This window comes from Canibacter zhuwentaonis (assembly GCF_018531145.1).
GTDB classification, from domain to species: Bacteria; Actinomycetota; Actinomycetes; order Actinomycetales; family Microbacteriaceae; genus Canibacter; species Canibacter zhuwentaonis.
Window position 1 is genome coordinate 40886 of the sequence record NZ_JAHDSZ010000011.1, and the last position, 21514, is coordinate 62399.

The 21514-nt window shown below is 55.5% G+C and carries 21 protein-coding genes; 15 read left to right on the forward strand and 6 right to left on the reverse strand.

Annotation, left to right across the window (positions count from 1 at the left end; all coding sequences use genetic code 11):
• The first annotated feature begins 153 nt into the window (after positions 1–153).
• From sdhC to KJY78_RS05520, 5 genes are read left to right on the forward strand one after another with little or no spacing between them, the layout of a single operon-like run.
• Entirely contained in the window at positions 154–570 is a 417-nt protein-coding gene (sdhC, locus tag KJY78_RS05500; RefSeq protein ID WP_214337606.1) for a succinate dehydrogenase, cytochrome b556 subunit, read from the forward strand.
• 8 nt (positions 571–578) lie between these two features.
• Positions 579–1025: a succinate dehydrogenase hydrophobic membrane anchor subunit gene (locus KJY78_RS05505; RefSeq protein ID WP_348771210.1), complete on the forward strand. Its 447-nt coding sequence runs from the start codon at positions 579–581 to the stop codon at positions 1023–1025.
• Between the two features lie 25 nt (positions 1026–1050).
• Positions 1051–2844 carry a succinate dehydrogenase flavoprotein subunit gene (sdhA, locus tag KJY78_RS05510; RefSeq protein ID WP_348771209.1) on the forward strand — a complete coding sequence of 598 codons (1794 nt, stop codon included), beginning with the start codon at positions 1051–1053 and terminating at the stop codon, positions 2842–2844.
• A 2-nt stretch (positions 2845–2846) separates the two neighbouring features.
• Positions 2847–3611, forward strand: a complete 765-nt coding sequence (locus KJY78_RS05515) for a succinate dehydrogenase iron-sulfur subunit (RefSeq protein ID WP_214337608.1) — start codon at positions 2847–2849, stop codon at positions 3609–3611.
• Between the two features lie 33 nt (positions 3612–3644).
• Positions 3645–4757, forward strand: coding sequence for a YihY/virulence factor BrkB family protein (locus KJY78_RS05520; RefSeq protein ID WP_214337609.1), 1113 nt, complete (start codon positions 3645–3647; stop codon positions 4755–4757).
• A 163-nt stretch (positions 4758–4920) separates the two neighbouring features.
• Here the strand turns inward: KJY78_RS05520 and KJY78_RS05525 are convergent, their stop codons facing one another.
• Genes KJY78_RS05525 through KJY78_RS05540 form a run of 4 tightly spaced genes read right to left on the reverse strand, consistent with a single transcriptional unit; the run spans position 4921 to position 8410 of the window.
• Positions 4921–6750, reverse strand: coding sequence for a phospho-sugar mutase (locus tag KJY78_RS05525; protein ID WP_214337610.1), 1830 nt, complete (start codon positions 6748–6750; stop codon positions 4921–4923).
• Between the two features lie 31 nt (positions 6751–6781).
• On the reverse strand, positions 6782–7594 hold the full coding sequence (locus KJY78_RS05530; protein WP_214337611.1) for a purine-nucleoside phosphorylase: 813 nt from the start codon (positions 7592–7594) through the stop codon (positions 6782–6784).
• Positions 7595–7641: 47 nt separating this feature from the next.
• A complete protein-coding gene (locus KJY78_RS05535) occupies positions 7642–8040 on the reverse strand; it encodes a DUF3027 domain-containing protein (RefSeq protein ID WP_214337612.1) in 399 nt (132 codons plus the stop codon).
• The gene (locus KJY78_RS05540; RefSeq protein WP_214337613.1) at positions 8033–8410 is read right to left on the reverse strand and encodes a cold-shock protein; all 378 of its coding nucleotides are present in this window, start codon (positions 8408–8410) and stop codon (positions 8033–8035) included. Before KJY78_RS05540 ends, KJY78_RS05535 begins: the two co-directional genes overlap by 8 nt.
• Before the next feature lie 82 nt (positions 8411–8492).
• Between KJY78_RS05540 and KJY78_RS05545 the strand changes: the two genes are divergently transcribed.
• The 3 genes from KJY78_RS05545 to KJY78_RS05555 all read left to right on the forward strand — a co-directional run bounded on the left by KJY78_RS05545 (position 8493) and on the right by KJY78_RS05555 (position 12192).
• Positions 8493–8777, forward strand: coding sequence for a hypothetical protein (locus tag KJY78_RS05545; RefSeq protein WP_214337614.1), 285 nt, complete (start codon positions 8493–8495; stop codon positions 8775–8777).
• 9 nt (positions 8778–8786) lie between these two features.
• Positions 8787–10304 (forward strand): helicase-associated domain-containing protein, encoded by a 1518-nt coding sequence (locus KJY78_RS05550; protein WP_214337615.1) that lies wholly within the window; start codon positions 8787–8789, stop codon positions 10302–10304.
• Between the two features lie 163 nt (positions 10305–10467).
• Positions 10468–12192 (forward strand): DNA repair helicase XPB, encoded by a 1725-nt coding sequence (locus tag KJY78_RS05555; protein WP_214337627.1) that lies wholly within the window; start codon positions 10468–10470, stop codon positions 12190–12192.
• Here the strand turns inward: KJY78_RS05555 and KJY78_RS05560 are convergent.
• Entirely contained in the window at positions 12189–12341 is a 153-nt protein-coding gene (locus KJY78_RS05560; protein WP_214337616.1) for a hypothetical protein, read from the reverse strand. The genes KJY78_RS05555 and KJY78_RS05560 overlap by 4 nt on opposite strands.
• Positions 12342–12366: 25 nt before the next feature.
• On the opposite strand from KJY78_RS05560, the gene KJY78_RS05565 reads away from it, so the two are divergent.
• The 7 genes from KJY78_RS05565 to KJY78_RS05595 all read left to right on the forward strand — a co-directional run bounded on the left by KJY78_RS05565 (position 12367) and on the right by KJY78_RS05595 (position 19823).
• Positions 12367–13068, forward strand: a complete 702-nt coding sequence (locus KJY78_RS05565) for a response regulator transcription factor (protein WP_214337617.1) — start codon at positions 12367–12369, stop codon at positions 13066–13068.
• Between the two features lie 75 nt (positions 13069–13143).
• Positions 13144–14760 (forward strand): sensor histidine kinase, encoded by a 1617-nt coding sequence (locus KJY78_RS05570; protein ID WP_214337618.1) that lies wholly within the window; start codon positions 13144–13146, stop codon positions 14758–14760.
• A 74-nt stretch (positions 14761–14834) separates the two neighbouring features.
• The gene (locus KJY78_RS05575) at positions 14835–15917 is read left to right on the forward strand and encodes a branched-chain amino acid aminotransferase (RefSeq protein ID WP_214337619.1); all 1083 of its coding nucleotides are present in this window, start codon (positions 14835–14837) and stop codon (positions 15915–15917) included.
• Complete coding sequence (locus tag KJY78_RS05580) at positions 15883–16167, forward strand: hypothetical protein (protein ID WP_214337620.1); 285 nt, start codon at positions 15883–15885, stop codon at positions 16165–16167. Before KJY78_RS05575 ends, KJY78_RS05580 begins: the two co-directional genes overlap by 35 nt.
• Positions 16161–17114, forward strand: coding sequence for a LysR family transcriptional regulator (locus KJY78_RS05585; protein WP_214337621.1), 954 nt, complete (start codon positions 16161–16163; stop codon positions 17112–17114). The genes KJY78_RS05580 and KJY78_RS05585 overlap by 7 nt, the downstream gene beginning before the upstream one ends.
• A gap of 18 nt (positions 17115–17132) precedes the next feature.
• On the forward strand, positions 17133–18653 hold the full coding sequence (gene gltX, locus KJY78_RS05590) for a glutamate--tRNA ligase (RefSeq protein WP_214337622.1): 1521 nt from the start codon (positions 17133–17135) through the stop codon (positions 18651–18653).
• 12 nt (positions 18654–18665) lie between these two features.
• Positions 18666–19823 (forward strand): NAD(P)/FAD-dependent oxidoreductase, encoded by a 1158-nt coding sequence (locus KJY78_RS05595; protein ID WP_214337623.1) that lies wholly within the window; start codon positions 18666–18668, stop codon positions 19821–19823.
• Here KJY78_RS05595 and tgt read toward each other — a convergent pair.
• Entirely contained in the window at positions 19820–21157 is a 1338-nt protein-coding gene (gene tgt / locus KJY78_RS05600; RefSeq protein ID WP_214337624.1) for a tRNA guanosine(34) transglycosylase Tgt, read from the reverse strand. The two genes, KJY78_RS05595 and tgt, sit on opposite strands and share 4 nt — an antisense overlap.
• Between the last annotated feature and the right edge of the window lie 357 nt (positions 21158–21514).

Genomic DNA, 21514 nt, shown 5'->3' on the forward strand with positions numbered 1-21514 from the left:
ATAGTTTTCATCTGATGAAAATTTTAGTATAGAGTTAAAAAGTGTTTGTAATAAATGGGATAATAGCTTGTGCATTAATTCCGTTTTTAAGCGCGACCGAGAGCGATAGCGGGGTTCGTCAGGAGTCCGCATCAAGGAGCTAAGGAGCAGACAGTGACAGCCGATACGCGTGCAGTGCGGCAAAACAAGCCCCTCAAACTCAGTTTGGGAGGCACCCTCTACAGGGGCGGCGAGGGAATGTGGTCGTGGGTGCTACATCGCATAACAGGTGTTGCCCTGTACTTCTTCTTGCTCGTGCACATTCTAGATACGGCGCTTATTAGAGTTTCTCCCGAGGTTTATAACGCGGTTATTGGCGCATACAAAAATCCGATTATGGGAGTTGGCGAGCTGGGGCTTGTGGCCGCAGTGATATTCCACGCACTTAACGGGCTGCGCATTATTATCGTTGATTACTGGAGCAAGGGCGCGAAATATCAACGGCTTATGTTCTGGATAGTGATTGTGCTCTGGGCAATTTTGATGCTCGGCTTTGCGCCGCGCCATCTAATGAACGTGTTTGGGCACTAGGAGGAATTATCAATACGACAGCAGCTACGAGAGTAAATCCGTTCGTAAAGAACAAAAAAACCACGAACTGGGAAAAATGGGGCTGGATCTATATGCGCGTCTCCGGCGTGCTGTTGGTTGTGCTCATTTTCGGTCACCTGTTCACAAACCTGGTGCTCGGCGACGGCATTCACGGCATCGATTTTGGTTTTGTTGGCGGCAAGCTGGCGCATCCTTTCTGGCAGGTTTGGGATGTGCTTATGCTGTGGCTCGCACTAATTCACGGTTCTAATGGAATGCGCACGATAGTCAATGACTATGTGAGCAACAAGCAGCTCGCAACCGTTCTAAAATACGCAATCTATGCGGCTGCCGCGCTGCTAATTCTGCTTGGCACTCTGGTTGTGTTCACCTTCGATCCGTGCCCTGCGGGAGCGGATCCGGAATTGCTCTCCAAAATCTGTTTCGTTAGCTAGCTAGGGCTGTAAGGAATATATTATAGTGACTTCACCAGAAATCAAAGATGGTGTGACCTATCACCGGTATGACGTTGTGATTATTGGTGCCGGTGGTGCTGGAATGCGCGCGGCAATTGAGGCTGCGCCGCGTGCTCGTACAGCTGTTATCACAAAGCTCTACCCAACCAGGTCGCATACGGGAGCAGCGCAGGGCGGTATGGCTGCTGCGCTTGCGAACGTTGAGGAGGACGGCTGGGAATGGCACACCTACGACACTGTTAAGGGCGGCGACTATCTGGTTGATCAGGATTCCGCTGAGATTCTGGCTAAAGAGGCGATTGAGGCTGTAATCGACCTTGAAAACATGGGTTTGCCATTTAACCGCACGCCAGACGGTAAAATTGACCAGCGCCGTTTCGGCGGGCACACGCGCGATCATGGCAAAGCACCGGTGCGGCGCTCCTGCTACGCGGCGGATCGCACGGGGCACATGATTTTGCAGACGCTGTACCAAAACTGCGTCAAGCACGAGGTCGAGTTCTTTAACGAGTATTATGCTCTGGATCTTGCGATGGCAACCGATGCGAGCGGGCAGAAGCGTGTTTCCGCGGTTGTTGCATACGATCTGGCGAGCGGTGACCTGCACGTTTTTCAGGGGAAATCGTTCGTTTTTGCAACAGGTGGTTTCGGTAAGATTTTCAAGACCACTTCAAACGCGCACACCCTTACTGGCGACGGCGTCGGAATTGTGTGGCGCAAGGGGCTGCCGCTTGAAGACATGGAGTTTTACCAGTTCCACCCTACGGGTCTTGCGGGGCTTGGCATTCTGCTCACAGAGGGTGCACGCGGTGAAGGGGCGATTTTGCGTAACGATTCCGGCGAGCGCTTTATGGAGCGGTACGCGCCAACCATTAAAGACCTTGCGCCGCGCGATATTGTGGCACGCTCGATGGTGCAAGAGGTGCTTGACGGGCGAGGTGCAGGACCGCACAAAGACCATGTTTATCTCGACTGTACGCATCTTGGCGCTGAGGTGTTAGAAACCAAGCTTCCTGACATTACCGAGTTTGCACGCACCTATTTGGGTGTGGATCCAGTACACGAGCCAGTTCCTGTTTACCCGACCGCGCACTACGCAATGGGTGGTATCCCAACCAACAATGACGCCGAGGTGCTGCAGGATAACGACCGCACGGTGCCGGGGCTGTACGCTGCGGGCGAGTGCGCCTGCGTGTCTGTGCACGGTTCAAACAGGCTCGGCACGAACTCGCTGCTTGACATTAACGTGTTCGGCAAGCGCGCGGGCAGAAACGCCGCAGAATACGCGCAGAAGGCCGATTTTGTGCCGCTGCCAGATGATCCGACAAAAGAAATCCGCGAGTTGCTCGCAGCTTTGCGTAGCTCTCAAGGAATCGAGTCGGTAGCGGATATCCGCCGCGAGCTGCAGGAAGCTATGGATGCGGGGGCGCAGGTGTTTCGCACTGAGGAGTCGCTAACCCGAGTGCTCGGCACGATCCACGATCTCCGACTGCGCTACAAGAATATTTCGGTGCAAGATAGGGGACAGCGGTATAATACTGATTTGCTAGAGGGGATTGAGCTGGGCTTTTTGCTCGATCTGGCGGAGGTACTGGTTTACACAGCGCGCAATCGCAAGGAGAGCCGCGGCGGGCATATGCGTGATGATTATCCAAAGCGTGACGATGAGAACTATATGAAACACAGCATGGCTTATTTGGTGGGTGATCCGCACTCAGCAAAACCTGAGGATCACATCAAACTTGATTGGAAACCGGTGCGGATGACCCGATACGAGCCTCAAGAGAGGAAATACTAAGCATGGGCACTGAGACAGTACAGCAGACAAGCAGTGCACCAGAAGCGCCAAAACCGTTTAGCGTAACGCTGCTGATCCGCCGCTACAACCCGGAAGTGCGCGACGACGCATACTGGGAAGATTTTGATGTGCAGCTTTACCCGACCGATAGAATTCTTGACGCACTGCACAAAATCAAGTGGGATCAGGACGGATCTTTGAGCTTCCGCCGCAGCTGCGCGCACGGCATTTGTGGCTCTGATGCGATGCGGATTAACGGTCGCAACCGATTGGCGTGTAAAACACTCATTAAAGACCTTGACATTTCTAAGCCGATCTATGTTGAGGCGATTAAGGGGTTGCCCCTTGAAAAAGACCTGATTGTTGACATGGATCCGTTCTTTGACGCATACCGTGCTGTGCAGCCGTTTTTGCAGCCGGAAACTCCGGCAGAGCCCGGCAAAGAGCGGCTGCAGTCGGTGGCTGAGCGGGAGCGTTTTGACGATACAACAAAGTGTATTCTGTGTGCCGCGTGCACAACTTCGTGCCCGGTTTTTTGGACCGACGGGCAGTATTTCGGTCCGGCGGCGATTGTTAACGCGCACCGGTTCATTTTTGACTCGCGTGACGATAAAGCGCAGGTGCGTTTGGATATTCTGAACGAAACTGAGGGTGTGTGGCGCTGTCGCACAACATTCAACTGCACGGACGCTTGCCCGCGCGGTATTCAGGTTACCAAAGCCATTGCCGAGGTTAAAAGCGCGCTGCGCACGGGCAAAGTGAAATAGGTTTTGCCTTGGCGCTGTAAAAGTTGTTGATAAATGTTTAAAAATAAAATTCGCGTGGCAGATATTGACCAGAGTCAAGACTCTGGCAGTGACAAGCCTGCCTCAATAAAGCAAAGAGTTAAGCTAATTTCCACGGTTTTGGAGTGGGTGCAGCGCACCCGCTTTGCGCGCACTTTTTCGCACCTGGACTCTAAGGGCGGCGAGATTTACTCTGCCGGCATGAGTTTTCAATCGGTGTTTGCTCTGTTTGCTGCGCTTTGGGTGACTTTTACGCTGTTCGGTTTTTATCTGCGCAACAATCCAGAGCTACTCGGCGCTATTTTTGACGGTTTAAACGAGATGGTGCCGGGGCTGTTTGGCCCGGGCGGCGCGGTTGATGTGGACAAGCTGCTGAGCGGTAACGCGCTCACGCTCTCAACCGTAGTTTCGCTGGCGTCGCTGGTTTGGCTGGTTGTGAGCTGGTTTAGCAGCACGCGCTCTGTTGTGCGGATTCTGTTTGACGAGCCACGAGCGCAAGCGGATGAAAACACGCTGCTGCTGAAGCTGCGCGATTTTGCGATGGCGATCGCTTTTGGTGTGTTGATTCTAATCGTTTTTTCAACCACGATTGGCGTGACAGCTGTTTTAAGCGCGCTCGCTGACACAGTTTCTCCCGAGCTTACCAACAGCTGGATTTTTGGAATCGGTGGCGTGATGCTGCGTTACAGCGTGCTTTTTTTGGCGTACTGGTTTGTGCTGTTTGCAATTCACAAATGGCTTGCCGGGATCAGCCTGATTCCTAAAAAACTGTGGTGGGGTACATTTCCCGGCGCGGTTGGAACGCTAGTGCTTGTTTTGCTCGGATCGCGATTGCTCGGCGGAGCAACTAAGAACCCGCTGTTGGCTTCTTTTGCTGTTTTTGTTGGTCTGTTGCTGTGGTTTAACTTTATTAGCCGGGTGCTGCTGCTCACCGCATCATGGATCGCGGTTGGCGAGGGCAAACAGATCGGTCTGCCCCCGGCGCTAATTGAGAAAGACAAGCGTGAGGCTGCACGCCGCGCTGTTTATCGCCGTGCAGGCGTCACAGATGAGACCTATAAGTCAGCGACATACGAAACTAACGATCTAGAGCCCGCCGCACGGGCTGTGCTGCACAAAGAATCTTAGAGCTTAGCCGCAGCAATTTGCTGCGTTTTTGAGCTGTGCACTGTGTGAAGTAGCTGGTGTGAGCGGTGCTTGGAGTTGCAGCGTGTGAAACATCCGCTACGAGCAGTGCTTTGCGGATAATCTTATATTTTTAAGGGCTGCACCGTGGCGTGATCTGCCGCGCCTAGCTCTGCAGTGATCTCAGTAGCTCTTTTGCAGCGGTTTTCAGCGCGGCAAGGCGCGCCTGCGCCTGTTCCTGGCGGGCTGTGAGCGTGCCCTCTTTGCACAGCGTATCAATGTAAAGCTTAAGTTTCGGCTCTGTGCCGCTCGGACGGATCATAATTCGCGATCCATCGCTCAAATCGTAGCGCAACACGTTCGCGCGCATATCCGCTAACTCGTGCCGCAGCAGATCCGAGCTGGTGCTCACCGCAATACCGTCAAACTCGGCAGGGGGATTCGCTCGCAACTTCTCAACGAGCGCAGCAGCTGCCGCCTGATCGGGCAGGCGCAGGCTTATTTGCCCGCTCTCATAGTGCCCAAACAGAATGCTCGCCTCATCCAAGCGATCCCACAGGGTTTTGCCCGCGACCTTGAGTTCTGTGGCGAGTTTAACAATCGCAACTGCGGCGGAGATGCCGTCTTTATCGCCAACAACATCGGGCGACACAAGATACCCGAGCGCCTCCTCAAACCCAAATACGAGATTGGGCACGCGGGAGATCCATTTAAACCCGGAGAGCGTCTCTGCGTAGCGCATTCCGTAGTGCTCGGCAACAGCTCCCAGCGCGGGAGATGACACGATTGTGCACGCGAGCGCCCCGCCAACCTTACGGTTAGAATCCGCAGCATAGCGCTCAGCCGCCTGCCAGCCTAGTAATAAGCCCAGCTGGTTACCCGTGAGCGCGGTGTATCCGCCACCGCGCGCGGGGAGCGCCACCGCGAGACGATCCGCATCGGGATCGTGCGCTATAATTAACTCCGCCGCAACCTCTGCGGCTCGTGCAAACGCGAGATCCAGCGCGCCGGGCTCTTCAGGGTTGGGGAAAGTCACGGTTGAGAAAGCCGCATCTGGAGTATTCTGCTCGGCAACCTCATACAGCGGATCAAACCCCGCCGCGTCAAATAGCCGCCTCGTGATTTCAGCCCCGACACCGTGCATTGCTGTGTAAACGGTGCGCGGTTGGTGAGACGCGGCTACTGCGTCCGAGGAGCCCGCCGCTATGCCAGTTGCGCCTGTTGTGCCAGTTGTGCTTGTAAGATTTGCGGCAATGTACTCGGTAAAAATAAAAGTGCTAAGCTCGGTAACTTTTGAGCTGCTGGGAATCTCCTGCAGTTCCCGCTCGGCTATGCGCGCAATATTGCTAGCTATTGTTTTATCGTCGGGGGTCACGATTTGCGAGCCGTTATCGGCATCTCCGAGATATACTTTGTAGCCGTTATCGGCGGGCGGATTGTGGCTTGCCGTGATCATAATCCCTGCGGCGGCTTTGAGGTGGCGCACCGCAAAAGCGGTTACTGGCGTTGGTGCGGCGGCTGGCATTAGCAGCGCTGTTATGCCGTACCCGGCAAGGGTTTGTGCGGTATCTTGCGCAAACTGAGCGGATTTTTTACGCGCGTCGTAGCCTACAACAACTTTAATTTCGGTATCGGATATTTTGCCCTTGTGCATTCGATCCAGCAGAAATTCGGCAAAGCCTGCTGTGCTCTGCTTCACAACCACGGAGTTCATGCGCTTTGGCCCGGCCCCGATTTTGGCGCGTAATCCTGCGGTGCCAAAGCAGAGCCGCCCGGCAAATCTGTCGGCCAGCTCTGCGAGCGCCGTGGCGCGTGATGCGCTGCTGTGCTTATCGACCAGAGCAGTGTCACCCTGGGCAGCAGCCCCGCTCCGGCTCGAATTCGCCTTTGCTTGTTGCAACAGCTCTGCTAGTTCGGCTCTGGTCTCCGGGTCGTGATCACTGGCGAGCCAGGCTTGAGCTTTTTCGCAAAGTGCGGCGAATTCTGCAGGGCGCATGATTACCTTCTTGTTTAGTCGGATTAATAAGTTAGGGGAGTTTATGCACAACGGTCGCTAGCAGATCCGCTAACCGCGCTGCCGCGCTTTTACCCTTCGCGATGATGGCTTCATGATCGAGCGGATCATTAGTAACTCCGGCTGCGGGGTTTGTTATTAGGGTAAGGCCCAGCACCTTCATGCCCAGCGCGCGCGCTGCAATGGCCTCCACCGCGGTGGACATACCAACGGCATCCGCGCCAATAGCCCGCAGGTATTTGATTTCTGCCGGGGTCTCGAAGTGCGGTCCGGGTACCTGCGCGTACACGCCCTCTTTCAGCTCGGGATGCACCTGTTTTGCAATTGCGCGCAATTCGGCGCTGTAAAGATCGGTTAAATCAACAAAGTTCGCGCCCTTTAGCGGGCTGCGAGCAGTGAGATTAATGTGGTCTTTAATGAGCACCGCCTCGCCAACACCGTAGTCGAAGTTCACTCCGCCCGCGCCGTTTGTGAGCACAATCGTGCGCGCTCCCGCTGCGTGCGCCGTGCGCACACTATGCACGGTCGCATCGATTTCGCGTCCCTCGTACAGGTGGGTGCGCGCGCCGATAATTAAGATCTTGCGACCGTCGGGTATTTCCAGAGCGGATAGTTCGCCGCTGTGCCCGATAACCTGGCTGAGAGTGAAGCCGGGAATCTGATCCGCGCTAACCTCCGCGATTTTCGTGCCGAGTAAGAGAGCTGCCTGCCCCCAGCCGGAGCCGAGCGTGAGCGCAATATCAAAGCGTGCAACGCCGGTTGCCGCTGTCAAGGCTTGTGCGGCTCGCTGCGCAAGAGCCAGCGGATCATTATTGTTATCAGCCATACTTCTAAGAATATGAGCTAAAACTTAGCGCACCTTGAAAATGTGAATTAGTCACTCGAGTTTGGCGCTGACTCGACAGCTGCATTTTCGCCAGACTCGCCATCGGTGTTTTCCAGCTTCAGCTGCGCGACCTGTTTGACGGTTTCTTTATACTGCCGTAGCTGCTCATCCCACGACACCCACTCGGGAGCGACCAGGGATTCCCTGCCAGTGAGCAGTGACAACTCGGTTACGGTTACGGGTTCGGCAGGGTCGAGCTGGGTGAGGGTTATTACCCAGTTCCAGCCGGTGTAAGCCTCGCGTTTGCACTTAAACAAAAAGGTTAAGCTGTGCTCTGACTCTTCTTGCACAGAAACTAGCCTGCCGATTTCCGTTGGCTCAGCAACTTTGAGCAGCTCTTCTTTGGCGCGCTTGCGTAGCGCCTTCTCGTGTATGTCTTTATACATCTAGCTCACCCGCAACGTGACGCAACATCTGGGCTACTTTGCGAGCCTTGGCGCGCTCGGGATGTTTGCCGCGCTTGAGATCCTCGCCGACTAGATCGAGTAGTTTCACGAGATCTTCAACAATAACTGCCATTTCATCAGCCTTTTTGCGTTTTTTGTGAACGGTGGCAACGGGTTCAAGTACGCTCAGTGAGAGCGCCTGTGGTCCTTTACGACCATCAGCCACAGAATACTCTACTTTGACGCCGGCTGCTAGTTCCTGCCCCTCGTCCAGTATCGACGCATGCACATAAACTTCTTTCCCATCAGCCCCGCTGATGAACCCGAACCCTTTTTCTGTGTCAAAAAAACGAATTTTGCCAATAGGCATATTTACCCCAAAAAATCTTGTCTAAAATATATAATCCAGTTTAGCTATTTTAACGTTGGTCACTGTGAGATAGGCTAAATATGTGAATGAAAATAATTTTACTCCCTCACAGGGCAGCTCGCGCGCAGATGAGTTCCCGAAATTCGACAGAGTTTTGGTGTATATAGCGGTTGCGAGCATTGCGCTGTCTATTCTGTCATATTTTGTGACTCTGATAACGGCTGCTATTGTCGGGCGTGACGTGCTCGTGGCCGCGGGGATGCAAAATATTGCCCTGCTCGCTTATGTGGGGCTGCCGTTGGGATTCTTTTTAATCTTTGTGCTTTTGTTTAGGGTGCAGCGCCGTCGCGCGCGCAGTCGCAAGTAGGAGGTCGCGATGAAACACCATGACGTTTTGAGCCTCGCGCTGGCGCTCAGCAGGATGAGCGAGGCTGAGTTGGTGACGTTGTTCAGGCTGCGCAGCTGCGAGGGCGGCGACTACATTGAGAGCGCCCGGCTGCTGCTTAATAAAACCAACATCGTGAGATCATGCACGCTAATTTCTGATAGCGAAGCAGAGGCGCTGCTGCGGTTGGGCAACGGCGAAGCTGCCACTGTGACCGCGGCGGATCTGCCGCTCGCGCGGCTGCTCGCGCTTGTCGGGCTGACCACAGATGGCGATCTCGCGCCGCTTGCAGACGTGACAAGGGCGCTGGCGGTAAAAGAGCGTCTGGCGAGCTCCGGGGGTGGCGCGTCTAAAAACATCGGCGAAATCATGCTGGAAATCATAAACGGTTCGCTGCAAAGCTCCGTGCCTCCAGCGCCCGAGTGGTGGAATCACGCCCTCACGCGCGCCGGTGTGGTTGTTAACGCTGCGCATTTCCTGCTGCATCAGTGGCAAAATATCCACGTTCCAGACCGGTTCACCGCGCAAATGCGCAAGGAGCTGGCGGCGCAATTGCGGATCGGCAATGACGATGTGCGGCAGAGCGTGGCGATCGCAAAAACCGTCGGGCTGCTCGACAGCGAAGCGCGGTTGTTCGCCTATTTGGAGCTTGATCACGCCGAGCGGTGGTTCGTGCTGAGTCGTGCTGCGCTCGCATCCATGCCGCTAAAAACCCTGGTTAAGCTGCTGCGGGGCGAGCCAACTATTGAATTGGAGCTGGCGCGGTTGCACAGTCTGGAAGATCTCGGTATTACTGCGGACGGTCAGTTCACCGAGCTTGGCGCGTTGGTGCTGCGCGGCGCGCGGCAAGAAGCGGTGTCACAGGTTGCGCAGTGCCTGCCGGAAGCTGGCGAGCAGTTTATTGTGCAGCCAGATTTCAGTGTGATTGCGCCCTCGGTGCTTAACGGTGCTGCCGAAACGCTGCTGATGCGCGTTGGTGCGCCCCGCCAGCTGGGTGTTGCGAGCGTTTACGAGATTACCGAGCAGACGCTGTCGCGTGCTGTTGCGAACGGGCTGTCCCTGGAGAAAATCAGGGCGGAGCTTGCCGCGCGCAGCACCAGCGAGCTGCCGCAGGCGCTCGAGTTCACGCTCACAGAGCTTGCCGATAAGCTTACAAGCGTTGTAAAACCGGTGCGGGTAACGCGCTCCCGTAGTGCAGAACCCGAGGTGCTTGAGGATGACCTGGAAACTCCCGTGAATTTTGCTGACACGCTAGACTATGCACGAGCCGCGGCGCACGCGAGTGAGCTGCTGCGCACGCGGGCGAGCGGATCCGCTGTAATACAGCTGCGATTGCAGCTTGCACTGGCAGAGCAGGGCGTTGTTACCATGCGGATCAAACACTCGAGCGGGGAGCGAGAGCTGCGGGCGCAGGTGCGGGGGCTGGCGCAAAATTGGGTGCGCGCTTTGAACGTTAGCACTGATTCTGAGGTTACACTGCCGCTTGCTGCGGTGCTGGAGGTGTTGTAGTTCGGGGCGGTGCGTTGCTGTGTAGCGCGGCTGGCCGGCGCGTATGGCGGCTAGTACCTGCCAGGTGTGATGGTGTCGCGTCGCTGCGCGGTGAGATTATTAGCGCAGCCGATTCGCCGCGTCGTCTCGAGATATCTCAGAGCTGCCCTGTATGCTTGATAGAATGATTCCTGGGCCGTTAATTGTGCAGAGTGACCAGTCTCTGCTGCTTGAAACATACCACCCAGATTACAACGACACCCGTCAAGCAATAGCGGTTTTTGCTGAGCTGGAGCGCGCTCCCGAGCATATTCACACCTACCGCCTCACAAATCTGGGGCTGTGGAATGCCCGCGCGGTCGGTTACAGCGCAGCGGAAATTATTGACACGCTCAATAAGTATGCGAAGTTTGCGGTACCGCAAAATGTTGTGGCGCATATTGCTGACACGATTGGGCGCTATGGCAGGCTTGAAATTATTCGTGAGCCGCGGATGGATTCTGGTCTGGGGACAGCTGTTAAGCCGCTAGCAGATTTCGATACGCGGGCAGATTCCACGTCGGGGCGTCTGATTCTGCGCGGCGACAGCGAGAACGTGCTGCGCGAGGTTGTGGGCGCAAAAAAAGTTGCTGAGCTGTTGGGCGAGCAGCTGGATGGTCGCAGCTATGTTGTCGCCGAGTATGCGCGTGGCGAGCTAAAACAGCAGCTTTTAAAACGCGGTATGCCCGCAATAGACAGCGCGGGTTTTAGACCCGGCGATCCGTTCCCGGTGGCGCTTGATGAGCACGCGGGTACCCCGCAGCAGTGGCAGCTGCGCGATTATCAGCGTGCGGCGGTCACAGCCTTCAGAGACGGCGGGTCATCGGGCGTAATCGTGCTGCCGTGTGGTTCGGGTAAAACGGTTGTGGGGGCAGCTGTGATGGCGGAGTTTCAGGTTAAAACGCTGATTCTTGTGACCAACATTGTTGCCGCCAGGCAGTGGCGTGACGAGCTGTTGCGCCGCACAAGCCTGCGCCCGGAGGATATTGGCGAATATTCCGCGCAGGTGAAAGAGATAAAACCCGTCACAATCGCGAGCTATCAGATTTTAACGAGCAGGCGCTCGGGTAAATACGCGCACCTTTCCCTGCTTGACGCGCAGGATTGGGGCATGGTTATTTACGACGAGGTGCACCTGCTGCCTGCGCCGGTTTTTAAGCTCACAGCGGAGCTGCAGGCGCGCCGCAGGCTCGGGCTCACAGCAACCCTGGTGCGCGAAGACGGGCTAGAGGGCGAGGTTTTCACCCTGATTGGCCCAAAACGCTACGAGGCTCTCTGGAAAGATCTTGAAGCTACCGGTGCGATTTCAGCTGCTAAATGTTTCGAGGTGCGCACAGCACTTACCGAGGCGGAGCGGTCGCAGTATTCCTGCGCGGAGGATCGCGAAAAATATCGCATTGCGGCGTGCAGCAGCGGGAAAATAAAGCTCACAAAAGATATTTTGGCGCACTATCCTAAGCGGCAGAAACTCGTTATCGGGCAGTATTTAGCGCAGCTTGACGAGATTAGTTGCGCGCTGCAAGCCCCGCTCGTAACGGGCAAAACGCCCATTGCCGAACGCGAGCGGTTGCTGCATGATTTCCGCGCGGGCATTATTGATACCCTGGTGGTTTCTAAGGTTGCAAATTTTTCGGTGGATTTGCCCGAGGCGAGCGTGGCGGTGCAGGTTTCGGGTAGCTACGGCTCGCGGCAGGAGGAGGCGCAGCGGCTGGGCAGGCTGCTGCGGCCTAAATCCGAGGCGATTGAGGCGAAGTTTTACGCGCTTGTTGCGGCGGATACGGTAGATCAGGAGTTCGCACAGCACCGGCAGCGGTTTCTAGCCGAGCAGGGCTACTCTTATGCGATTCAAAAAGCGGCGGATTACTGCTAGCGCCTGCCCAGGGGCTTACTACTCCCTGAAAACACCAGCTGGCGATTGTTGCTAGCGTCCTCGCTAGTCTGCTGTGACCGAGCGGGGCAGTGGCGAGCGCCCGGCGCATCCGCCGCCTCTTCGAAAACACCAGCTTCCAGCAAAGTCATAGAAATATACTCCAAAATGTAAGTTATGAACCAGCAAAATAAAGGTCCGCGTATTCTAATTGTTGATGACGAGCCCAATATTCGGGAGCTCCTAATGACAACCCTGCGACACGCCGGATTTGGTGTGCGGGGCGTTTCTAACGGCGCACAGACAATATCCGCTGTGCTTGAAGAAGAGCCAGATATGATTCTGCTCGATATTATGCTGCCGGATATGAACGGCTTCAGCGTCACAGAGCGCCTGCGTGAAGCCGGTTACACCGCACCTATCCTGTTTCTAACGGCTAAAGATGACACCGAAGATAAAATCAAGGGTTTGAGCATAGGCGGTGACGATTACGTCACAAAACCGTTTAGCCTTGACGAGATTATCGCGCGAATCAAAGCAATTTTGCGTCGCACGACCCCAGAAGAAGAGACTATGGCGCTCTCAATTGGCCCGATTACAATGGATCAGGATACTCACGAAGTGCAGGTCGGTGAAGCGCGGATCGAGCTGAGCCCAACAGAGTATAAACTGCTGCGCTATCTAATGCAGAACCCAAACAGGGTGCTCTCTAAAACGCAGATCCTGGATCACGTTTGGGAGTACGATTTTAACGGCGACGCGGGAATTGTTGAGTCTTACATTTCATATCTGCGGCGCAAGCTCGATCCGCTCACCCAAGAGCCGCTAATTCACACGAAGCGCGGTTTTGGCTATATGCTAAAAATTGATAACCTCTAGGTGTTATAAGTGTAGTTTTAGATTTTGCACCGCGACGCCGCAGGGCTTGCCGCGCACGGTGTACGAGGTTAACTAATGGCAAAACGGGGCACTCTGATGCAGCGCTGGGCGAACGTTTCGCTGCGCAGCAAAATAACCGGTGTGACGGTGCTGATTCTGCTGTTTGGCCTGGCGGTTGCCGGGTTTGGCACAACTTCGGTTTTGCGCCCCACGCTGTACGGTAATCAGGATCGTGACCTGTTGAGTATTCAAGCGGATCCGACCAGTGCCCTGCAGCCGGGCGCTACCGCAGGCGCGTTCACCCGCGCCGATGTTATTTACGCGCCAACGAACAACTACGTTGCGCTTTTTGATAGCGCGGGTAATTTTCTCTACGATAACAGCTATAAGCAAGCCGAGCAGGGCGCGCGCGGGCTGCAGATTGCTCGCCTGCAGGTTGATGAAATAGCTAGCAACCCGCCGAACACGATTTTCAATGTTAGAGCAAGAGACGGCAGCGACTGGCGCGCCGTCATTTCACCGATTCGAGACAGTTCAAGCGGCGCGATTACCGCGTACCTCGTGTTCGCCTCGTCAACCAGGGTTATTGACGCGGTAATTGTGTCGTACCTCACAATTTTCACGGGGTTTGGAATAGCGGTGATTCTGCTGGGCGCGGCCCTCACAAGGGTGCTTGTAACAACCACTCTGGAGCCACTGAGCGAGGTTGAGCGCACCGCGCGCGAGATCGCCCGGGGTGATTTTTCAAAGCGGATTCATGTTATCACTCCAAATACCGAGCTGGGGCACGTGGGCGCGTCGCTGAACGTGATGCTCGACCAGATTGATAAATCTTTCAAGGATCGTGCCACGATAATCGACAATATGCGCCGTTTTGTTGGCGATGCCGGTCACGAGCTGCGCACCCCGCTGGCTTCTGTGCGCGGCTACGCTGAAATGTATCGCATGGGAATTTTGAAAGAAGACGAGGCTGTGAAGCAGGCAATGGATCGCATTGAGAAAGAGGCGATCCGTATGACCTCGCTGGTTGAAGACCTGCTCTCGCTGGCGCGGCTTGATTCGAGCCGCGCGCTCGATCTGGTGCCGCTCGATTTGAACGCGCTCGCGCAGGACGCGGTGCTTGACGCGGGCGCGCAGGATCCAGCGCGCGAGTTTAAAGCGATAATCAGCCCTGACTCACCGATGGCGCTCGGTGATGAGCATAAGGTGCGCCAGGTTATGACCAATCTGCTGGGTAATGCGATCAGGCACACGGAGCCGCAGAGCGATATTGAGCTTGTGGTGATCTCGCTGCCGCACTGCGCGCGCTTTGAGATCCGTGACCATGGTGAGGGTGTGCCCGAGCAGATCCGCGATAAAATATTTGAGCGTTTTTGGCGGGCGGATACTTCCCGCAACCGTGAAACAGGCGGCAGCGGATTGGGTCTGGCGATTGTGGCGTCGATTGTGAAGGCTCACAATGGTCGGGTTAGTTGCGTTGAGACCCCCGGGGGTGGTGCGACCTTTCGCGTTGATCTGCCGGCTGTTGAGAGCAAAGAAACAGCACAGCACAGCGCGGCGAAAGTGTTTGAGCTTGAAGATAAGGCTAAGGTTGATAGCCCGCGTGCGCGACGTAAGGCCGAGCGGAAAGCGCGTAAAGTCACCGCGCAGGAAGAGAAGCTGCAGCAAAAACAACAGTGCAAGCAGCTGTAAGCTGCTGTTTTCATAGAAGCGCGCTAGAATTGAACTATTAGTTTTAATTATAGTTTGAGAGGACAGTATGCACTGTGCAACCACAATTCGATATTCAGCTAAGCGATAGTGTTACTGCTCAGCGGCGTGAAAAAGCGCTTCAGAACCCCGGTTTTGGAGTACACTTCACAGACCACATGGCGGTTGTTGAGTGGGATTCTGAGCAGGGATGGCACAATGCGGCGGTGACGCCGTATGCGCCTTTGCAGATGGATCCGGCAGCTGCGGTTTTGCACTACGCGCAGGAGATTTTTGAGGGCATGAAAGCGTATCGCCAGCCAGACGGTGGTATCGCGCTGTTTCGCCCAGGTAAGAACGCGGTGCGGTTTAACCGCAGCGCGAAAAGGCTAGCGCTGCCGGAGATTCCAGAAGAGCTGTTTTTAGAGGCGTGTCGTCAACTTGTTAGGGCCGATGAGGCGTGGGTGCCAGAAACCGCTTACCACTCGCTGTATTTGCGCCCCTTTATGATTGCTGACGAGGTTTTCCTTGGCGTGCGCGCCGCGCAGCGGGCACGTTTTATTGTGATTGCCTGCCCCGCAGGAGATTATTTTCCTGGCGGTGTAAAGCCGTTGGATTTGTGGCTGTCAACCAAGATGACGCGCGCAGCAGCAGGCGGCACTGGCTTTGCCAAGTGCGGCGGCAACTACGCTGGTTCGCTTGCCGCAACGGCCGAGGCGTATGAGAACGGGTGTCAGCAGGTGCTCTTCACCGACGCTTACGACCGTGATTCAATAGATGAACTCGGCGGTATGAACCTGTTCTTAGTAACCGACGATAATAAACTTATCACCCCCGAGGTGAACGGTAATATTCTCGAGGGCGTGACCCGCGACAGCATTATTCAGCTGGCTAAAAATCTAGGTTACGAGGTTGCAGAGCGTCGGGTGACCATTAGCGAGTGGCGCGAGGGCGCAGCAACCGGCGCAATTCGCGAGGCCTTCGCGTGCGGCACCGCGGCGGTTGTAGCCCCAATTGGGCGTTTGCTTGTGAAAGATGCGCCCGAAATCAAGCTACCAGAGCCAACCGGCACAATCACAATGCAGTTGCGAGAAGAGCTAATGGGTATTCAGCACGGCACAATAAGTGACACGAACGGATGGCTGGAGCGGATCAGCTAGCTACCGGCTATATTGTGCGAGCGTGACAGCTTGGCACGCTTCTTTTAACGCTGAAACAGGGGTTATGGATTATCAGAAAAGCTCAATAAACAGCTCGCGTGGTGACCACACGGCGCAGGGTCACGTTGGCACAAGCTCAATTAAGCAGGCTGGGCAGGTTTCGCGGCTCGGTTCGGTGCGCCGCACCGGCAAAAAGCGTCAGTGGCAGCTCAGGCGGCTGTTGCTGTTTAGGGTGCGTGTGGAGTGTTAGATTTGCACGATGTTTCACAGAGCATCGACGCAACTGATTTGCGGATTTTGCAGGCCCTGGCGCAGTCGGGAAGTTTGACCGGTGTGAGCGAGGCGCTGCACATTAGCCAACCGGCAATTACCCAGCGCATTAAAAGGCTTGAAACTAAGCTCGGAGTGCCTTTAACAGAGCGTTTTGGGCGTAAAATACGGCTTGCGCCAGCGGGGCAGATTCTGGCTTCTCACGGAGCGAAAATAGTGGCAGAGCTGGAGGTTGCGCTTGATAAAATATCCGCGCTCTGCGACACTCGCGGAGGGGAGTTTCGGCTCGTGGGTTTTCCATCCGCTTCCGCCACTATCGTGCCCGAAATGATGCGTGCGATGCGCGAAATAGCGCCGGTTGTGACCTTCAAATATCGTGAAGCGGAGCCTCCCGAGGCGCTGGAGCTGTTGTCGCAAGGCGAGGTTGATTGCGCGATTATTTTTGACTATCAGAGCACAACTAAACTGCCTTCTAATGTGATTTATGAGCAGCTCTGGTACGAGGAGCTAAATATGGTTGCGGTGAGTTCTGATCCGCGGATCAAACCGGGCAGGCGCATTAGAATTTCAGATTTTCAACAGGATCACTGGATAGCTGGCTGCCCGAAGTGTCGCGGGCATTTGCTGACTGCGGCGGCGGAGCAGGGCTTTGCGCCGGATATTGTGCAGGAAACCGATAATATCCCGGCGATGATTGCGATGGTTGCCGCGGGCGGCGCGGTTGCGATGGTTCCCGAGCTGGCGCTGTCTGGAATGCGGATGCTACCGGAGGGTGTGCATACAGCGCGCATGATTCCGGCGCGGCAGCGCTCTGTGGGGATCGCGTTTTTGGGCACAACACAGCCCAGCCCGGCGGTTAAACTGGCGTACGCGCTCAGCTCGCGAGTTGACTACCGGCGCTGGAATCTACAGCTCTTAAACGACTAATATTATGATTGTTAAGATATGACTACATCTGTTAAACCAAGTTTTGCAACCGCCACTGGCGATCGGGTGCGGGTGCGTTTTTGCCCGTCACCAACTGGAACTCCGCACGTGGGGTTGGTGCGCACCGCCCTGTTTAACTGGGCTTGGGCGCGGCACACCGGCGGCAAGTTTATTTTTAGAATAGAAGACACTGACGCGCAGCGCGACAGCGAGGAAAGTTACGCGCAGATTTTAGACTCGCTGCGCTGGCTTGGTTTAGAGTGGGATGAGGGCATCGATGTAGGCGGTCCGCACGAGCCCTACCGCCAGTCACAGCGGGGCGACATATACTCTGATGCGATTGAGCGCTTAAAAGACGCGGGATACCTCTATGAGAGTTTTTCTACTAGCGAAGAGATAGAGGCGCGTAATATTGCAAACGGGCGTCCAAAACAGCTCGGCTACGATAATTATGACCGCGATTTAACACTTGCACAGCGTGAGCAGTTCAGGGCAGAGGGGCGGCAGCCCGCGCTGCGTTTCCGCGTGCCGGATGTTGATCTGTCGTTCACCGATTTGGTGCGCGGTAAAATTAGCTTCCCCGCCGGGTCGACCATTGATTTTGTTGTTGTGCGCCCAAACGGCGCACCGCTTTACACGCTGGTAAACCCCGTTGATGATGCGCTAATGGGGATAACTCACGTGCTGCGCGGCGAAGACCTGTTGTCTTCAACCCCGCGCCAGATCGCGCTGTATCACGCGCTTATTGAGATCGGGCTGTGCCGCGAGATGCCACAGTTCGGGCATTTGCCGTACGTGATGGGCGAGGGCAATAAAAAGCTGTCTAAGCGCGATCCGGAATCAAACCTGCTGCACCACAAAAATCGCGGTTTTACACCCGAGGGGCTGCTCAACTACCTGTCACTGTTGGGTTGGTCGCTCGCGCCCGATCGCGATATTTTTACAATCGACGAGATGGTCGCGAGTTTCGATATTAACAACGTTAACCCTAATCCGGCGCGCTTCGATCAGAAGAAGGCGGATGCGATCAACGCCAGTCACATTAGATTGTTTACCCCCGAGGTGTTTGCCGAGCGGGTGCTGCCGTATCTAGTTTCTGGCGGGGTGCTACCTGCCGAGCCCACTGCCGCGCAGCTTACAACTTTGCACGCAGCGTTGCCGCTTGTGCAAACTCGCATTGTTGTGCTGCAGGAGGCGGCGGATATGCTTGCCTTCCTGTTTGTATCCGGCGGCGCTATTGAATATCAGGCAGACGCCTTAAAGACTCTAGCGGATAATGCTGCCGTGGCGTTGCAACTGAGCGCGGATGCGCTCGCAGAGGTCGCAGACGAGACCTGGCAGCATCCCCACCTGCAAGAAATACTGCAGCAGGTTCTGGTTGAAGAGCTCGGCTTAAAACCGAGGCTTGCTTTTGCTCCGCTGCGGGTTGCTGTCTCGGGGCGCAGAGTATCGCCGCCGCTGTTTGAGTCGCTTGAGCTGCTCGGCAAGGCCGAATCTCTGGCGCGGCTTGCTCGATTGCGGCAGTTTTTAACACAGTAATAGGATTGCGCGATGCATTCTGCCGCAGGTTTTTCAAGCTCCCATAAGGTGTACGATGTCGCCGTAATAGGTGCTGGACCTGCTGGTCTTGCGGCGGCGCTGAATCTTGTGCGCGCTCGCTGGCGGGTGTTGCTGCTCGATAGCAACCGCCCACGGCATGCGGCGACGCTGAAAACCCACGGTTTTATAACCCGGGACGGTATTTCGCCCCTGGAATTGCGCAAGCTGGCGCGTGCGGATTTCGAGAGCTACGAGCACGCCACTTTCGCACAGGCGCTGGTAACACGGGTTAATTTCTTACAAGATCCAGGCGGTTTTGCGGCGGATCTGGTCTGCGCTGTTTCTGGGGCGGATCTTCCTCGTGATCCTTTGGCGTCAGGTTCTGCCATCGATTCTTCGGTTGGGGGTTCTTCCGTTGATCCTTTTGAGGAAGATACTATTGCTCGCGGCGTTTTTAAGGAAAATTCTGCCGCTCAAGAGCCTATCGGGTTTGAGATTACTGCGACCAGTGTGCGCGGCGGTGGCATTACCGCCCTGGCGCGACGCGTTGTGCTCGCAACCGGGATTCGCGAGATGCTGCCGGATATCGAAAATATCCGAGCGTTTTACGGCACTGCTTTACACAGCTGCTTTGAGTGCGACAGCTACGAGAAAGCAGACCGTAACCTAACTGTTATTGGCTCTGATAACTACGCGCTGCGAGCTGCATCTCAGCTGGTGAGATTCGCTAAGCGTGTCACGCTGATGCCTGCCGCGCCGTTAACAGAGGCTGCGGCAAACAACATTCAACAGCTCGCACAGCAGCGCGGGTTTGATTATAAAACAGCGCCCGCTGTCGCGCTGCGCGGAAAAGGCACGGGGCTTGTTGCCGTTGAGCTTGCCTCTGGCGAAGAAGTACCGACCACAGCAGGTTTTGTGAGTCCGCGGTATGATGTTAAGCCGCAGTTTGATTTTTCGGGTCTGCGCCGTTTTGGCGCTGGCTACGGTGTGCAGGGCGGATCATTTACGAGCATTCCAGGGGTTTTTGCCGTGGGCGAGGTTGCATCCGGCACACCTTCGCAGCTGCTGGTTGCGGCAGGGCACGCCACCGCTGCAGTTCCTACAATTTCAGATTCTCTCTTAAACTGTAAATGCGACTTTGTAGCAGAGCCAAGTCATTTAGCGGTTTAAAGTCCGAGTTTGTTTAACACGTTTACGGCATACTCTGCACCGTAATAGCGGTGCAGAGTTTCGCGTGCCAGCTCGTCAAAATCATCCGCAATAATTGACGCGCGAATCTCATCCACTAACCGCACTATAAAGCGCTCATTGTGAATAGTTGCCAGAGTGGAGGCGAGCATCTCCTTGGCTTTGAAAAGATGGTGCAGATAGGCTGCGTCATAGTTGTCGCAGGTGAAGCAGTCACACCCCGATTCCAGCGGCTCAAACCTGGTTTTGTGGATCAAATTTTTCGCGTTGATTCGCCCGTTGCGACTGTACATAGTGCCACCCCGAGCCTGCCGCGACGGCGCCACACAGTCAAAAGTGTCAGCCCCCGCGGCAACGCCCAGAAACAGGTCGTCAGGTTCTGAAATGCCCAGCAGGTGGCGGGGCTTATTTGCGGGGAGCTCGTCGGTGATCCAGCCGACTATTTCGCCTAGTTTTTGCTTCTCGATAGCGCCACCCAGCCCAAACCCGTCAAACTGCTGCTCGGGGTGCTTATCCCCGATCATCGCGGCAAGCTCGGCGGCCGCCCCGCGCCTGAGATCTTCGTACTGCGCACCCTGCACCACCCCAAACAGAGCTTGATAGGGGCGGTGTGGGCGATCCGCTGTTAGCTGCGCATGGGCATCAAGGCAGCGGCGCGCCCACCTGGCGGTGCGCACAACAGATTCTTCCTGGTAGCTGCGGGTGTTCATCAGGGTTGTGAGCTCGTCGAAGGCGAAAATTATATCCGCGCCTATTTCGTGCTGCACCCGCATTGAAACCTCGGGTGTGAAACGGTGCGTGTCACCGTTTAGGAATGATTTGAAGGTGACCCCGTCTTCATCGACCTGCGCGAGCCGCTCTTTTTTCTTCGCGATAACCTCTGCGGCGTCGTGTCTGGCCGCTTCCATCGAGAGCGTTTTTTTGTTGCCAACCCCGAGCGACATCACCTGAAACCCGCCAGAATCGGTGAATGTTGGCCCGTGCCAGTTCATAAAGCTGCTCAGCCCGCCGGCGGCATCGAGAATCTCGCTGCCCGGCTGTAAAAACAGGTGGTATGCGTTGGCGAGCACTGCTTGCCCGCCCAGCTCGCGCACCGTTTGTGGCAGCAGCCCCTTGACCGTCGCTTTTGTGCCCACTGGAATGAACGCCGGTGTTTGAATATCTCCGTGCGGGGTGCGGATCGTGCCCGCCCGCCCGAGTTTGCGCCCCGTTTTGATGCCCACTATTGCGCCCCGGTTTTGTTCGCGGGCGATTGTGAAACGAAAATCTGCGGGGCTTGGCCGCTCTTGCTGCGCGTGCGCTGGTGTTTTGTTCATACTATACTATTCAACCAGGTTTTAATGGTTGGTGTTGGGTGTTTGCCTGTGCTTATGCTTGTACCTGCTATTTAGACTGTACGTTGTATGGTCGGGGTTTGGTGTTTTTTGTGTGCGATGTAATTTGTGCCCAGTGTAGTTTGTGGGGTGGTGTGTTCGTTTTGTTTGGTGTGTAGTTGTTGTCGGGTGATTAGTGTGTGTAGTTTTGTGATTTAGCAGTTGTCCTTGTTTTTTTGGGTGACGCGCCCGGGTTTGTGATTGGGTTTTGTGTTTTGTTTGGGGTGTGTGTATAGTTGTTGTTTGTTGGCGGGGTGGTTTAACCGGTTGAGGGGCAGTTTTGCTTGGTTTCTGGTTGGT